Origin of the sequence: Pseudomonas sp. 22189 (genome assembly GCF_052045635.1) — a bacterium.
Taxonomy (GTDB): domain Bacteria; phylum Pseudomonadota; class Gammaproteobacteria; order Pseudomonadales; family Pseudomonadaceae; genus Aquipseudomonas; species Aquipseudomonas parakoreensis.
The window spans coordinates 62,781-78,549 of the sequence record NZ_JBQEPG010000019.1 but is presented as its reverse complement, the minus strand read 5'-3'; the positions used below and the strand labels follow the sequence as shown (position 1 = coordinate 78,549).

The 15,769-nt window shown below is 60.4% G+C and carries 12 protein-coding genes; 4 read left to right on the top strand and 8 right to left on the bottom strand.

The genetic code is table 11. The annotated features are described in order from the left end of the window. The first annotated feature begins 3 nt into the window (after positions 1-3). Complete coding sequence (locus tag ACTJKS_RS20015) at positions 4-582, top strand: DUF6436 domain-containing protein (RefSeq protein ID WP_041072135.1); 579 nt, start codon at positions 4-6, stop codon at positions 580-582. A gap of 102 nt (positions 583-684) precedes the next feature. Next, positions 685-3,096: a penicillin acylase family protein gene (locus ACTJKS_RS20010; RefSeq protein WP_108184131.1), complete on the top strand. Its 2,412-nt coding sequence runs from the start codon at positions 685-687 to the stop codon at positions 3,094-3,096. A gap of 140 nt (positions 3,097-3,236) precedes the next feature. Here ACTJKS_RS20010 and ACTJKS_RS20005 read toward each other — a convergent pair whose 3' ends face one another. Further along, positions 3,237-4,202 (bottom strand): GlxA family transcriptional regulator, encoded by a 966-nt coding sequence (locus ACTJKS_RS20005; protein WP_108184132.1) that lies wholly within the window; start codon positions 4,200-4,202, stop codon positions 3,237-3,239. A 305-nt stretch (positions 4,203-4,507) separates the two neighbouring features. Here ACTJKS_RS20005 and ACTJKS_RS20000 point away from each other — a divergent pair, with 305 nt between their 5' ends. Continuing rightward, a complete protein-coding gene (locus ACTJKS_RS20000) occupies positions 4,508-5,149 on the top strand; it encodes an HD domain-containing protein (protein ID WP_108184133.1) in 642 nt (213 codons plus the stop codon). 94 nt (positions 5,150-5,243) lie between these two features. Here ACTJKS_RS20000 and ACTJKS_RS19995 read toward each other — a convergent pair whose 3' ends face one another. From ACTJKS_RS19995 to ACTJKS_RS19965, 7 genes are all read right to left on the bottom strand, one after another. After that, positions 5,244-6,134, bottom strand: coding sequence for an ABC transporter permease subunit (locus ACTJKS_RS19995; RefSeq protein WP_108184134.1), 891 nt, complete (start codon positions 6,132-6,134; stop codon positions 5,244-5,246). After that, a complete protein-coding gene (locus tag ACTJKS_RS19990) occupies positions 6,131-7,012 on the bottom strand; it encodes an ABC transporter permease subunit (protein ID WP_174377002.1) in 882 nt (293 codons plus the stop codon). Before ACTJKS_RS19990 ends, ACTJKS_RS19995 begins: the two co-directional genes overlap by 4 nt. Positions 7,013-7,047: 35 nt before the next feature. After that, on the bottom strand, positions 7,048-8,190 hold the full coding sequence (locus ACTJKS_RS19985) for an ABC transporter ATP-binding protein (RefSeq protein WP_003229245.1): 1,143 nt from the start codon (positions 8,188-8,190) through the stop codon (positions 7,048-7,050). Between the two features lie 67 nt (positions 8,191-8,257). Then, the gene (locus tag ACTJKS_RS19980) at positions 8,258-9,355 is read right to left on the bottom strand and encodes a polyamine ABC transporter substrate-binding protein (RefSeq protein WP_041072123.1); all 1,098 of its coding nucleotides are present in this window, start codon (positions 9,353-9,355) and stop codon (positions 8,258-8,260) included. 187 nt (positions 9,356-9,542) lie between these two features. After that, the gene (locus ACTJKS_RS19975; RefSeq protein WP_041072121.1) at positions 9,543-10,652 is read right to left on the bottom strand and encodes a polyamine ABC transporter substrate-binding protein; all 1,110 of its coding nucleotides are present in this window, start codon (positions 10,650-10,652) and stop codon (positions 9,543-9,545) included. Positions 10,653-10,823: 171 nt separating this feature from the next. Further along, positions 10,824-12,188 carry an aspartate aminotransferase family protein gene (locus tag ACTJKS_RS19970; protein WP_086792334.1) on the bottom strand — a complete coding sequence of 455 codons (1,365 nt, stop codon included), beginning with the start codon at positions 12,186-12,188 and terminating at the stop codon, positions 10,824-10,826. A 56-nt stretch (positions 12,189-12,244) separates the two neighbouring features. Next, complete coding sequence (locus tag ACTJKS_RS19965; RefSeq protein ID WP_007967993.1) at positions 12,245-13,603, bottom strand: glutamine synthetase family protein; 1,359 nt, start codon at positions 13,601-13,603, stop codon at positions 12,245-12,247. A gap of 730 nt (positions 13,604-14,333) precedes the next feature. On the opposite strand from ACTJKS_RS19965, the gene ACTJKS_RS19960 reads away from it, so the two are divergent. Beyond that, the gene (locus ACTJKS_RS19960) at positions 14,334-15,710 is read left to right on the top strand and encodes a glutamine synthetase family protein (RefSeq protein ID WP_003229254.1); all 1,377 of its coding nucleotides are present in this window, start codon (positions 14,334-14,336) and stop codon (positions 15,708-15,710) included. Positions 15,711-15,769 lie beyond the last annotated feature (59 nt).

The following is a 15,769-nucleotide window of genomic DNA, read 5'->3' as shown; positions in this document are numbered from 1 at the left end:
ACCATGCGCTCGCCCTACCGCACCGCACTGTTTGCCAGCCTGCTCGCGCTTGTGTGTGCCGGGGTGCTGTGGGCGGCGTACGACTGGTTTCAGGGGCGTTATCTGCGTGCGTTCAGTCAGCACACCGCGGTGTTTTCCGGTGATTCGCTGCGTCTGCCGGATGAACTGGCCGGGCCCGGCAAAATCCGTCTCGTGCACTTCTGGGACCCGGCCTGCCCATGCAACGTCGGCAATCAACAGCACCTGACGGAAATGGTCGAACAGTTCGGCCCGCGCGGCGTGGAATTCTTCGCCGTGCAAAAAGCTGGCAGCCACGGCCAGTTGCCCGCGACCCTGAGCAATCTGAAAAACATCACGGTGTTGCCCGGTTCCGAGCAGGTACCGGCCAGCCCCGCCGTGGCGATCTGGGACCGCAGCGGCAAACTGGCGTACTTCGGCCCCTATAGCGAAGGCCTGACCTGCAACTCCAGCAACAGCTTTATTGAACCGATCCTCAACGCGCTGATGGATGATCGACCGGTCAACGCCACCCACACCCTGGCGGTCGGGTGTTACTGCCCTTGGCCGGTGGTGGTGCAGTAAGGCATTCCGGACTTTTCGAGGACAGCGATGCACGGCACGGAAGGTCTGTGCTAATTGTTTGCAGCCCGACGGGCGGCAATCCCGCATGCACAAGGAGTCACCATGAAACGCGTCTTCACCGTTCTTGCCTTGCTCATCGTTGTCCTGCTCGCCAGCGTCGGCGCCTACCTCTACAGCAAGCAACCGACGCGTCAGGGCCAGGTGGAGCTGCGCAACCTGCAGGGTTCGGTGACCGTGCGTTACGACGAACGCGGGGTGCCGCATATTCGTGCCGAGAACGAAACCGATCTGTATCGCGCCCTCGGCTACGTGCACGCTCAAGATCGACTGTTCCAGATGGAAGCCATGCGCCGCCTCGCGCGTGGCGAGTTGGCCGAAGTGCTAGGGCCGAAGCTGCTCGACACCGACAAACTGTTCCGCAGCCTGCGCATCCGCGAACGCGCCGCCCGTTATGTCGCCAGTCTCGATAAGCAGTCACCGGCGTGGAAGGCCCTGCAAGCTTATCTGGACGGCATCAACCAGTATCAGGACAGCCACGCTGCGCCGATCGAGTTCGACGTACTGGGCATCCCCAAGCGGCCGTTTACGGCAGAGGACAGCATCAGCGTCGCCGGTTACATGGCCTATAGCTTTGCCGCAGCGTTTCGCACCGAACCGCTGCTGACCTACGTGCGCGATCAACTCGGCGCCGATTACCTCAACGTCTTCGACCTCGACTGGCAGCCCAAAGGCGTGCTTGCCAAAGGTCACGCCAACAAGACGCCGGCCCTCGCCGCCAGCGACTGGCAAGACCTCAACGCCCTCGCCCGCCTCAGCGAGCAGGCGCTGATTGAAAACGGCCTGCCGCAATTCGAAGGCAGCAATGCCTGGGTGATTGCCGGCAGTCGCAGCCAGAGCGGCAAACCGCTGCTGGCCGGCGACCCGCACATTCGTTTCTCGGTGCCTTCGGTGTGGTACGAAGCACAACTGTCGGCGCCGGGGTTTGAGCTTTACGGCCATCATCAGGCGCTGGTGCCGTTCGCGTTCCTGGGGCACAACCTGGATTTCGGCTGGAGCCTGACCATGTTCCAGAACGACGATCTGGATCTGATCGCCGAGAAGGTCAACCCGGACAACCCGAATCAAGTCTGGTACCACGGCCAGTGGACCGATCTGCTCAGCTCCGAGCAGCAGATCGCGGTGAAGGGCCAGGCGCCGGTGACGCTGACCCTGCGCCAGTCGCCCCATGGCCCGATCGTCAACGACGCCCTCGGCACTGCCGCCGGCAAGACACCGATCGCCATGTGGTGGGCGTTTCTCGAAACACCGAACCCGATCCTCGAAGGCTTCTACCAGCTCAACCGCGCCGACACCCTGGCCAAGGCCCGCGCTGCGGCGGCGAAGGTGCAGGCGCCGGGGCTGAACATCGTTTACGCCAACGCCAAGGGTGACATCGCCTGGTGGGCTTCGGCGCTGTTGCCCAAACGCCCGGCCGGGGTCAAACCGGAGTTCATTCTCGACGGCAGCGGCAATCAGGCGGACAAGGATGGTTACTACCCGTTCAGCGCCAACCCGCAGGAGGAAAATCCGCCGCGCGGCTACATCGTCTCGGCCAACTTTCAGCCGCTGTCGCCGACCGGGATGGAGATTCCCGGTTACTACAACCTCGCTGATCGCGGCCAGCAGCTCAATCGCCAGCTCAGCGACAAGAGCCTGAAGTGGAGCAACGAGGCCAACCAGAAGCTGCAACTGGGCACCACCACCGGTTATGGCCCGCGTACCCTGGCGCCATTGCTGCCGGTGCTGCGTGAAGTGGTGAGCGATCCGGCGCAACTGAAACTGGTCGAGCAACTGGCGCAGTGGCCGGGCGACTATCCGCTGGATTCGGTGAGCGCCACCGTGTTCAACCAGTTCCTCTACGACCTCGCTGATGCGGCGATGCGCGATGAGTTGGGCAACGACTTCTTCGAAACGCTGCTCTCGACCCGGGTGATCGACGCCGCCCTGCCGCGCCTGGCGGCGAACGCCGATTCACCGTGGTGGGACAACCGCAACACGCCGAACAGGGAGACGCGCGCCGACATCGTCAAAGCAGCGTGGCAGGCGAGCATGGCGCACCTGAAACAGACCCTCGGCGACAACCCGTCCGACTGGCAATGGGGCACGGCACACACCCTGACCCATGGTCATCCGCTGGGGCAACAGAAGCCGCTGGACCGCATCGTCAATGTCGGGCCGTTCGCTGCGCCCGGCAGTCATGAAGTGCCGAATAATCTCTCGGCCAAACTCGGCCCGGCGCCATGGCCGGTGACTTACGGGCCTTCGACGCGGCGGCTGGTGGACTTCGCCGACCCGGCACACAGCCTGACCATCAACCCGGTCGGCCAGAGCGGTGTGCCGTTCGACAGCCACTATGACGATCAGGCTGAAGAGTACGTCGAGGGGATGTATGTGCAGGCGCATTTCAGCGAGGAAGAGGTGACGGCCAATACGCGCAGTACCTTGAAGCTGTTGCCAGCGCGGGCTGCGCAATAGATTTGTGCTGGCTGGTCTGGCCCCATCGCTGGCAAGCCAGCTCCCACAGTGTCTCTGGTGTTCTCATGATTTGTGAACGACACAAAAGCCTGTGGGAGCTGGCTTGCCAGCGATGGGGCCCTCAAGAACAACACTGGAACTCAGAGCAGCCCGGCAAAATTCAGCCGAAACTGCTGCGGCGTCACCCCCAACCGGCGATTGAACACACTGCGCATGTGCTGCGCATCGCGAAACCCACACTGATAAGCCACGGTCTTCAGCGGCGCCGTGGTGCTTTCGAGCAGCACCCGTGCCGCATCGACTCGCGCACTTTCGACGAACTCTGCCGGGGTGACCCGGGCCTCGCGGGCAAACACCCGGGAAAAATTGCGCGCGCTCATGTTCGCCGCGTTCGCCAGATCGGCAATCGTCAGGTCGCCGGTGAGATTGGCCAGCACATACAGCTGCACCATCGCCACCGCCGAGGTCGGCTCCGCATGCGGCGTGAGAAACGGACTGAACTGCGACTGTCCGCCCGAGCGCTGGGTGAACACCACCAGCCGTTTGGCCACGCTCAGCGCCACGTCAGCGCCGTGATCGCGGGCTAACAGGTACAGCGACAGATCGATCCCCGCCGTAACCCCGGCCGAGGTATAGAGCGCACCGTCCTCGACATACAGGCGATCGGCTTCGACCCGCGCCGATGGACACAATTGCGCCAGCGATTGGGCATCGTTCCAGTGGGTGGTTACCGTTCGCCCATCGAGCAACCCCGCGCGGGCCAGCATGAACGCGCCGTTGCAGATCGAGCCAAAACGCCGCGCACGGGCACTGGCCTCGCGCAGCCAGGTGTCGAAGCCTTTGCCGAAATCCAGAAACGGTAACTGCGGGCCGCCGGCGACGAGCAACAGGTCCCAGGCGTCGAGCGCCTCGCTGAAGTGCCGGTGAGCGCTGAGGTTCAAACCGTTGGAACAGGCCATCGGGCCATGCTCGACGCCGATCACCTCCAGCCGATAGTGATCCTCGGGCGGCAGAAACCGGTTGGCCTCGGCAAACACATCCATCGGCCCGCTGACATCCAGCGCCTGCACGCCGGGGAACACCACGATGGCGATGGTTCTGTTCATAAGCCTCCTTGGGGATCTTTGTGGCGAGGGGATTCATCCTCGATCGGCTGCGCAGCAGTCGTAGATCCTCACTGCGCGGTTTACCTGATACACCGAAACAGCAGGTTTTGGGACTGCTGCGCAGTCCATCGGGGATAAATCCCCTCACCACGGAGGAGCGCAATAAGCGCTCAAGCCGTGAGTTGGCACGATTTGCAGGTCGATTGGCAAGGATCGCAGCCATGGGTTGATTGTCCGTTCAGTGCCTCGGGGAACAGACTTTGTCCATCAGCGCCACAACGGCGTTTTCGACGAGGAAACACCTTATGAGCACGACCATTGCCGGCATCAAAATCCCCGACAGTGCCCTCGCCCGGGCCACCACCGAGTACATTCGCGACATCGAATCCGACCTGCTCTATCACCACTCGCGCCGGGTGTTTCTGTTCGGTGCGCTGAGCGGCGAACGCCAACAACTGACCTACAACCCGGAGCTGCTGTATGTCGGCGCGATGTTCCACGACCTCGGACTGGTCGACGGTTATCGCAGTGATGACGAGCGTTTCGAAGTGGATGGCGCCAACGCGGCAGCGGCGTTTCTCAAACCGTACGGGCTGAGCGATGACGACATCGAACAGGTCTGGCTGTCGATTGCCCTGCACACCACGCCGGGCGTGCCCAAACATCTGCGGCCGACTGTGGCGCTGGTGACGGCGGGTGTCGAGATGGACGTGTTGGGGATGGATTACGCGGCGTTCAGCAGTACCCAGCGCGAGGCGGTGGTGCATGCGCATCCACGCGGGGAAGGTTTCAAGGAATGCATCATCTGCGCGTTTGCCGACGGCTTGCGCCATCGTCCGCAGACCACCTTCGGCAATGTGAAGACCGATGTGCTGGTGGATCAGGAGCCGGGGTTCAAGCCGATGAACTTTGTCGAGGTCATCCGTACATCCCCTTGGATTTCCTGAGCTCCAAAAGCAAAAGATCGCAGCCTGCGGCAGCTCCTACAGTGGAATGCGATNTCCCTGTAGGAGCTGCCGCAGGCTGCGATCTTTTTGCCTGTCAGGCCGCTTCCGGCGCAGGCGCGCGGCGCACGTCCGGTTGTTTCCACGAATCGGCAGCGCCTTCTTCGATGGCTTGCTGGATGGCTTTCTTGCGCGCTTCTTCGGCGCGGCGGCTGAAGAACCACACCAGGAAGGTCACCAGCGATACCGCCAGCAGAATCAGGCTGGCCACGGCATTGATCTCCGGCTTCACGCCCAGACGCACCGCCGAGAACACTTCCATCGGCAGGGTCGTCGAACCCGGGCCGGAGACGAAGCTCGCCAGTACCAGATCGTCCAGCGACAGCGCGAACGACATCATGCCGCCCGCTGCCAACGAAGGCGCGATCATCGGGATGGTGATCAGGAAAAACACCTTCCACGGCCGCGCACCCAGATCCATTGCTGCCTCTTCGATCGACAGGTCCAGCTCACGCAGACGCGCCGACACCACCACCGCCACATACGCCGCACAGAACGTCGTGTGGGCGATCCAGATGGTGACGATGCCACGTTCCTGCGGCCAGCCGATCATCTGCGCCATGGCCACGAACAGCAGCAACAGCGATAGACCGGTGATCACTTCGGGCATCACCAAAGGCGCCGTCACCAGACCACCGAACAGCGTGCGGCCCTTGAAGTGGGTGATGCGGGTCAGGACGAACGCGGCGAGGGTGCCCAGCGCCACCGCGGCAACCGCGGTGTAGCAGGCGATTTCCAGCGAGCGCACCACCGAGCCCATCAGTTGCGTGTTGTCGAGCAGGCCGACGTACCACTTCACCGACCAGCCGCCCCACACCGTCACCAGTTTCGAGGCGTTGAACGAGTAGATCACCAGGATCAGCATCGGCAGGTAGATGAACAACAGACCCAGTACCAGCATCAGGCTGGAGAAACGGAAGCGCTTCATTCTTTACCCTCCATTTCCTTGGCCTGACTGCGGTTGAACAGGATGATCGGCACAATCAGGATCGCCAGCATCACCACCGCCAGGGCAGACGCCACCGGCCAGTCACGGTTGTTGAAGAACTCTTGCCAGAGCACTTTACCGATCATCAGGGTTTCCGGACCGCCAAGCAGTTCCGGGATCACGAACTCACCGACCACCGGGATGAACACCAGCATGCAGCCGGCAATGATCCCGTTCTTGGACAGTGGAATGGTGATTTTCCAGAAGCTGTTGAAGGTGCTCGAACCCAGGTCGGCAGCGGCCTCCAGCAAGCTGTGATCGTGCTTCACCAGGTTGGCGTACAGCGGCAGAATCATGAACGGCAGGTACGAGTAGACAACACCGATGTACACCGCGAGGTTGGTGTTGAGGATCTGCAGCGGCTCGTCGATCCAGCCCATGCTCATCAGGAACCCGTTGAGCAGGCCGTTGTTGCTGAGAATGCCCATCCACGCATACACACGGATCAGGATCGCGGTCCAGGTCGGCATCATGATCAGCAGCACCAGCACCGTCTGCAGCTCTTTACGGGCGCTGGCGATGGCGTAGGCCATCGGGTAGCCGATCAGCAGGCACAACAGCGTGCTGAAGAACGCCATCTTCAGCGAGCCAAGGTACGCGGCGATGTACAACTCGTCGTCGCCGAGCATTGCGTAGTTGCCAAGGTTCAGCAGCAGTTGCAGCTTCTGCTCGGCGAAGGTGTAGATCTCGGTGTACGGCGGGATGGCCACATCGGCTTCGGCAAAGCTGATCTTCAGGACGATGAAGAACGGCAGCATGAAGAACAGGAACAGCCAGATGAAGGGAACCCCGATGACCAACTGGCGGCCACCGGGAATTATTCGATTGAGCCGGCGTTTGAATTTGCGCATGTTCATGAGCGAAGTACCACGCCGCTATCGTCTTCCCACCACACGTAAACCTGATCACCCCAGGTCGGACGCTGGCCGCGACGCTCGGCGTTGGCAACGAACGACTGCACCAGCTTGCCACTCGGCAATTCGACGTAGAACACTGAGTGCCCACCGAGGTAGGCGATGTCATGCACCTTGCCGCTGGACCAGTTGTATTCGCAGGTCGGCATTTCGGCGGTGACCAGCAGCTTCTCCGGACGAATCGCGTAGGTCACGGATTTGTCCTGCACCGAAGTGCTGATGCCGTGGCCGACATAGATCTGCCGGTCGAGGTCCTTGCAGGTGATGGTAGCGTGGCCTTCGGCGTCGTCGATCACTTCGCCTTCGAAGATGTTCACGTTGCCGATGAATTCGCAGACCAGACGGCTGGTCGGGGTTTCGTAGATGTCGATCGGGCTGCCGATCTGGGCGATCCAGCCCAGGTGCATGATCGCGATGCGCTCGGCCATGGTCATGGCCTCTTCCTGGTCGTGGGTCACCATCACGCAGGTCACGCCCACACGCTCGATGATTTCCACCAGCTCCAGCTGCATCTGCGAACGCAGTTTCTTGTCCAGTGCGCCCATGGGTTCGTCGAGCAGCAGCAGTTTCGGCCGCTTGGCCAGCGAACGCGCCAGTGCCACACGCTGCCGCTGACCGCCGGACAGTTGATGCGGCTTGCGCTTGGCGTACTGGCTCATCTGCACCAGTTTGAGCATCTCGGCCACACGCGCATCGATCTCGGCGTTGGGGATCTTGTCCTGCTTGAGGCCGAAGGCGATGTTCTGCGCCACGGTCATGTGCGGGAACAAGGCGTACGACTGGAACATCATGTTGATCGGTCGCTCGTACGGCGGCATGTCGGTGATGTCGACGCCGTCGAGGAAAATGCGCCCCTCCGTGGGCCGTTCGAACCCTGCCAGCATCCGCAGCAGTGTGGATTTGCCCGATCCCGAACCGCCGAGCAGGGCGAAAATTTCGCCCTTCTTGATTTCCAGGGACACATCGTCCACGGCAATCGTCTCGTCGAACTTCTTCGTGACCCGGTCGATTTTGACCAACACCTGCTTAGGTGTCTGGTCGCCCTCGAGGGCTTTCTTATAGGCGCCGGAGGCAACTGCCATTTACGAAACTCCCAGAAAAAAACAGTGCAGTTCGCCCCATGCGGACGAACCCAGGATAGTTTGTGCCTTACTTGCCCGACTTGACCTTGGTCCAGCTACGGGTCATCAAACGCTGAATATTGGGTGGCAACTCGACCGACACGTAAGTCTTGTCGAGGACTGCTTGCGGTGGATAAACCGCTTCATCGGTGCGGATGGACTGCTCCATCAGCTTGTCCGACCCCGGGTTGGGGTTGGCGTAACCGACGTAATCACTGACCTGGGCGATCACCTCAGGTTTCAGCAAATAGTTGATGAAGGCGTGGGCCTCTTTGACGTTGGACGAGTCCTTCGGAATCGCCAGCATGTCGAACCACAGCGCGCCGCCCTCTTTCGGAATCGAGTAGGCGATGTTCACGCCCTTCTTGGCTTCCTCGGCACGGTGCTTGGCCTGGAAGATGTCACCGGAGAAACCGATGGCCACGCAGATGTCGCCGTTGGCCAGATCACCGATGTATTTCGAGGAGTGGAAGTAGGTGACGTAAGGACGCACGGCCAGCAGTTTGTCGGTGGCCTTGGCGTAATCCTTCGGATTGGTGCTGTTGGCGTTCAGGCCCATGTAGTTGAGCACGGTCGGCATCATTTCATCGGCCGAGTCGAGGAACGCGACGCCACAGCTGTGCAGCTTCTTGATGTTCTCCGGTTCGAACAGCACGCTCCAGGAGTCGATCTTGTCGATACCGAGCACGGCCTTGACCTTGTCGACGTTGTAGCCGATGCCGTTGGTGCCCCACAGGTACGGCACCGCGTACTGGTTGCCCGGATCGTTCTGCTCCAGGCGCTTGAGCAGCACCGGATCGAGATTCGCATAGTTCGGCAGCTGCGACTTGTCGAGCTTCTGGAACGCGCCTGCCTTGATCTGCTTGCCAAGGAAGTGGTTCGACGGCACGACCACGTCGTAACCGGTACGCCCGGCCAGCAGCTTGCCTTCCAGGGTCTCGTTGGAATCGAACACGTCGTACACCGGTTTGATCCCGGTTTCTTTCTGGAAGTCGGCCAGGGTGGTCTCGCCGATGTAATCCGACCAGTTATAAATATGCACCGTACCGGCGGCCTGGGCTCCGACAGCGATCGTCAGGCCGGCAGTGGCCAGCAGGGCTTTGCGCAAAGAAGAAAAAATAGGCAAGTGGAGGTCCTCTAATTTAGTTGGGCCCAAGTTGCCCCGTGCTGCATGACAGTCACGGTTGCCCGGCAACAAAACCGGCGCGCAACTTACCTTCGAAAAACCGATCCAGCAAAACTTTCTGTCATTTAATTGATCCGCTGACCGCCGTCGTGGCGACGACAGCCAGCGGTTGCTGCTTCAAACCGGCTTATTTACCGGATTTGATCTTGGTCCAGCTGCGGGTCATTTCGCGCTGGGTAGCGGCCGGCAAGTCGGCGATCGCATACAGCTTGGCCTGCACGTCGGCTGGCGGGTAAATGCCTGGATCGCTGGTGATGTCTTTTGCCACCAGAGCGGTCGCAGCAGCGTTACCGTTCGGGAAGCGTACGGCGTTGGTGATGCCGGCCATGACTTCAGGCTTCTGCAGGAAGGTCATGAACTTGTAGGCGCCTTCAACGTTTTCGGCATCTTTAGGGATGGCGACCATGTCGAAGAAGCTGCCAGCGCCTTCTTTCGGAATGGCATAGCTGACTTTCACCTTGTCACCGGCCTCGGCGGCACGGGACTTGGCCTGCTGCACGTCACCCGAGTAACCGACCGCTACGCAGATGTTGCCGTTGGCCAGGTCCGAGATGTACTTGGAGGAGTGGAAGTAGGTGATCGAAGGACGAATCTTGAGGAACAGGTCCTCGGCTTTCTTGATGTCTTCTTTCTTCTGGGTGTCGGTAGGCAGGCCCAGGTAGTGCAGTGCGACCGGGAGCATTTCGGTCGGCGAATCGAGGAAGCTCACACCGCAGCCCTTGAGCTTGGCGATGTTTTCCGGCTTGAGCAGCACGTCCCACGAGTCGATGGTGTCGACGCCCAGCGCGGCCTTGACCTTCTCCGGGTTGTAACCGATACCGATCGAACCCCACATGTACGGGAAGGCGTGCTTGTTGCCCGGATCGCTGACCGACACGGCCTTGAGCAGGTCCTGGTTCAGGTTTTTCCAGTTAGGCAGCTTGGACTGGTCCAGCTCCTGATAAACACCGGCCTTGATCTGCTTGGCCAGGAAGTTGTTCGACGGCACAACGACGTCGTAACCGGATTTGCCCGCCAGCAGTTTGGCTTCCAGGGTTTCGTTACTGTCGAATACGTCGTAAACGACTTTGATCCCGGACTCTTTCTCGAAGTTGGCAATGGTGTCCGGAGCGATGTAGTCGGACCAGTTGTAAACATGCAGTACCTTGTCGTCCGCGTGAACCGCACCCGCCATCATGCCCGCGACGGACAGCGCGAGAAGAGTCTTGCCAGCAAGCTTTTTACCTAATGCCTTCATGCGTCATGCTCCAAATTTTTCTTTTTTGAACCACTTTGTTCAGCGGCCGAACCCCGACAACTGGAACTGCGGCTAGTCTGGCAAGATCGGAGGCGGTCTTTCAAGAAAAGGCCCACCTTTCTGACACCTTCGAGCGAGAGCGCCGCAGCTCCCCCGCTCGAAGCCTAGCACTTAGGCTTGCAACGCACTGAGGGTCAGGTCCAGGCACTTGCGTGCCTTGGTCACCAGTTCATCGATCTCCGCCTTGCTGATCACCAGCGGCGGCGCAATGATCATGGTGTCGCCCACGGCGCGCATGATCAGGCCGTTATCGAAGCAGAACTGCCGGCAGATCATGCCCACGCCCCGGCCTTCGTAACGCTTGCGAGTGGCCTTGTCCTGCACCAGCTCGATCGCCCCCAGCAAACCGACGCCACGCACTTCGCCCACCAACGGGTGGTCGTTGAGTTCGCGCAGACGTTTCTGCAAATACGGTGCCGTTTCGTTGTGCGCGTTCTCGATAATTTTCTCGTCGCGCAGAATCCGGATGTTTTCCAGACCCACCGCTGCCGCCACCGGGTGCCCGGAGTAGGTGAAGCCGTGGTTGAAGTCGCCACCTTCGTTGAGCACCTTCACCACATCGTCACGGACGATCAGGCCACCCATCGGGATGTAACCGGAGGTCAGGCCTTTGGCGATGGTCATCATGTCCGGTTTCAGGTCGTAGAAATCCGAACCGAACCACTCGCCGGTACGGCCGAAACCGCAGATCACCTCATCAGCGACGAACAGAATGTCGTACTTGGCGAGGATTTCCTTGATGCGCGGCCAGTAGGTATCAGGCGGAATGATCACGCCGCCGGCGCCCTGGATCGGCTCGGCAATGAAGGCGCCGACGTTGTCCACGCCGACTTCAAGAATCTTCTCTTCCAGCTGATTGGCGGCCCAGATGCCGAACTCTTCCGGCGACATGTCGCCGCCCTCGGCGAACCAGTACGGCTGGGCGATGTGGACGATGCCCGGAATCGGCAAGTCGCCCTGCTCGTGCATATAGGTCATGCCACCCAGGCTCGCGCCGGCCACGGTGGAACCGTGGTAACCGTTCTTGCGGCTGATGATGACTTTCTTGTTCGGCTGGCCCTTGATCGCCCAGTAGTGGCGAACCATGCGCAGCATGGTGTCGTTGCCTTCGGAGCCGGAGCCGGTGAAGAACACATGGTTCATGCCTTCAGGCGCCACGTCGGCGATGGCCTTGGCCAGTTCCAGCGCCGGCGGGTGCGCGGTCTGGAAGAACAGGTTGTAGTAAGGCAGTTCGCGCATCTGTTTGGCGGCAGCGTCCGCCAGCTCATCGCGGCCATAACCGATCGCCACGCACCACAGACCCGCCATGCCATCGAGGATCTTGTTGCCCTCGCTGTCCCACAGGTACACGCCCTTGGCGTTGGTGATGATCCGTGGGCCCTTTTCTTTCAGCTGCTTGAAGTCGCTGAACGGGGCCAGGTGGTGTTCGCTGCTGAGGGCTTGCCATTCACGGGTTTGCGGGTTGTTGCTGGTCATGCCAATTCTCCTTGTTATCGGTGAAGGCGCGGCTGCTGCCAGCCGCGCCCGGCGTATCAGACGGCGAAGAGCAGGTACTCACGCTCCCAGGAACTGATCACGCGCTTGAAGTTTTCATGCTCGGCCCGCTTGACCGCGACGTAGCCGGTGATGAAGGTCTTGCCCAGGTATTTCTCGATGGTTGCGCTGTTTTCCATACGCTCCAGCGCGTCTTCGATGGTCAGCGGCAGGCGCAGGTTGCGGCGTTCGTAGCCGCGACCGACCACCGGCGCGCTCGGGTTCAGCCCCTCGACCATACCGATGTAACCGCAGAGCAGGCTCGCGGCAATCGCCAGGTACGGGTTGGCGTCGGCGCCCGGCAGGCGGTTTTCCACGCGGCGGTTCTGCGGGCCGGCATCCGGGACGCGCAGGCCCACGGTGCGGTTCTCTTCGCCCCACTCCACGTTCACCGGCGCCGAAGTGTCCGGCAGGAAGCGGCGGAACGAGTTGACGTTCGGCGCGAACAGCGGGAGCAATTCCGGGATCAGTTTCTGCAGGCCACCGATGTGGTGCAGGAACAGCTGGCTCATGGTCCCGTCTTCATTGGAGAACACGTTCTTGCCGGTCTCGATGTCGATGATGCTTTGGTGCAGGTGCATCGCACTGCCCGGCTCGCCGGTCATCGGCTTGGCCATGAAGGTGGCGGCCACGTCGTGCTTGAGCGCGGCTTCGCGCATGGTGCGTTTGAACACCAGGATCTGGTCGGCCAGCGACAGTGCATCGCCGTGACGGAAGTTGATTTCCATCTGTGCCGTGCCGTCTTCGTGGATCAGCGTGTCGAGGTCCAGCTCCTGCAGTTCGCACCAGTCGTAGACGTCTTCGAACAGCGGGTCGAATTCGTTCGCCGCTTCGATGGAGAACGACTGACGCCCGATTTCCGGACGGCCCGAGCGGCCGATAGGCGGCTGCAGCGGATAGTCGGGATCGTCACTGCGCTTGGTCAGGTAGAACTCCATCTCCGGCGCCACGATCGGCTGCCAGCCCTTGTCGGCGTAGAGTTTCAGGACTTTCTTGAGCACGTTGCGCGGCGACAGCTCGATCGGGTTGCCTTGCTTGTCGTAGGTGTCGTGGATCACCTGGGCGGTCGGCTCGATGGCCCATGGCACCAGGTACACGGCGTTCTGGTCGGGGCGGCAGATCATGTCGATGTCGGCCGGGTCGAGCAGTTCGTAATAGATGTCGTCTTCGACGTAGTCGCCGGTCACGGTCTGCAACAGCACGCTTTCCGGCAGGCGCATGCCCTTCTCGGCGATGAATTTGTTGGTCGGCGAGATCTTGCCCCGGGTGATACCGGTCAAGTCGCCGATCATGCATTCGACTTCTGTGATCTTGTGGTCTTTCAACCAATCGGTGAGCTGGTCGAGGTTGTTACTCATAAATGCCTCTGGGCTGAGTCTCCTGACATCGTGTCAGGCAAAGTTTGACGCCGTGGCGTCGCGTTAAAGGGGGCTTGCTTGCGCGCAGTGCCGGCTTACGCCTGGCACCGCGCATCGACAATGAAAGAGGAGCTTACCTGCCCTTTACGCTGGCGTTGCATTTCCTGTGCACATTCAAGGCGTGCAGAATCATGAGCACGGCTTTGGGAGCGGCACAGGCTTTGGGACTCAAAGGGATCTATATTGAAGGAAGACGCCATAAACAGAATGCTTTGCCGTACGTCCAGAATAACGGACGCTGCCGTTTGGCCTGATGCGGACGAGGACATCGTCGACAGCCCGCGAGCCTTGCGGGCTGCACCACGGACGGATTGGTCGCCACTGATGTGTTGAGCATGCAGACCGGACTGTTGCGAGCAGTCGGTGATGCCGATTAACGGCAGGCGAGACATGAAGCACCCCGGTATTATTGCTGTTATGGGTTTGATCGGAGCTTAGCCTTGTTCATTTTTTTACACAACACCCCCGTAAAAAATACAACACGGCCTGCTCAAGCCCGCGGGTGCCAAGCGTCCCAAGGACAAAAAACTGCCCCAAAGTGCCCCATAAATGCCCTTGCAGCGCTTTTTTAGGGCAAAAAAGGCCTCGCTTGACTTCGGCATGCCGTTCGGGTTGACTGAAACCAGAAAAGATCAATGATTGATATTTTTAACAACAAAGGTGTTGCATCATGTCGGTACCCCCGCGTGCCGTTCAGCTTAACGAAGCGAACGCGTTCCTTAAGGAACATCCTGAGGTTCTGTACGTTGACCTTCTGATTGCGGATATGAATGGTGTGGTGCGCGGCAAGCGCATCGAACGCACCAGCCTCCACAAGGTTTACGAGAAAGGCATCAACCTGCCGGCCTCTCTATTTGCTCTGGATATCAATGGTTCGACGGTGGAAAGCACCGGCCTGGGTCTGGACATCGGCGACGCCGACCGGATCTGCTATCCAATCCCCGATACCCTGTGCAACGAGCCATGGCAGAAGCGCCCGACCGCGCAATTGTTGATGACCATGCACGAACTCGAAGGCGACCCGTTCTTCGCCGATCCGCGCGAAGTGCTCCGTCAAGTTGTTGCAAAGTTTGACGAGCTCGGCTTGACCATCTGCGCAGCCTTCGAGCTGGAGTTCTACCTGATTGACCAGGAAAACGTGAACGGCCGCCCTCAGCCGCCACGCTCGCCGATTTCCGGCAAACGCCCGCACTCGACTCAGGTCTACCTGATCGACGACCTCGACGAATACGTCGACTGCCTCCAGGACATTCTGGAAGGCGCCAAAGAACAAGGCATCCCGGCCGACGCCATCGTCAAGGAAAGTGCTCCGGCGCAGTTCGAAGTGAACCTGCACCACGTCGCCGACCCGATCAAGGCGTGCGACTACGCGGTGCTGCTCAAGCGTCTGATCAAGAACATCGCCTACGACCATGAAATGGACACCACCTTCATGGCCAAGCCCTATCCGGGCCAGGCCGGTAACGGTCTGCATGTCCACATCTCGGTGCTCGACAAAGATGGCAAGAACATCTTTGCAAGCGAGGATCCCGAGCAGAACGCCGCGCTGCGTCACGCGATCGGCGGTGTGCTCGAGACCCTGCCGGCGCAGATGGCTTTCCTCTGCCCGAACGTCAACTCGTACCGTCGCTTCGGCGCGCAGTTCTATGTACCGAACTCGCCGTGCTGGGGCCTGGACAACCGCACCGTGGCGATCCGCGTACCGACCGGCTCTGCCGATGCCGTGCGGATTGAACACCGCGTGGCCGGCGCCGACGCCAACCCGTACCTGCTGATGGCTTCGGTTCTGGCCGGTGTGCATCACGGTCTGGTGAACAAGATCGAACCGGGCGCTCCGGTCGAAGGCAACAGCTACGAGCAGAACGAGCAAAGCCTGCCGAACAACTTGCGCGATGCCCTGCGTGAGCTGGACGACAGCGAGGTGATGGCCAAGTACATCGATCCGAAATACATCGATATCTTCGTCGCCTGCAAGGAAAGCGAGCTGGAGGAGTTCGAACACTCCATCTCCGACCTTGAGTACAACTGGTATCTGCATACCGTTTAAGCGGTTTGCAGGAATAAAAAACGCTGCCGGCCATTACAGCCCGCAGCGTTTTTTTATGG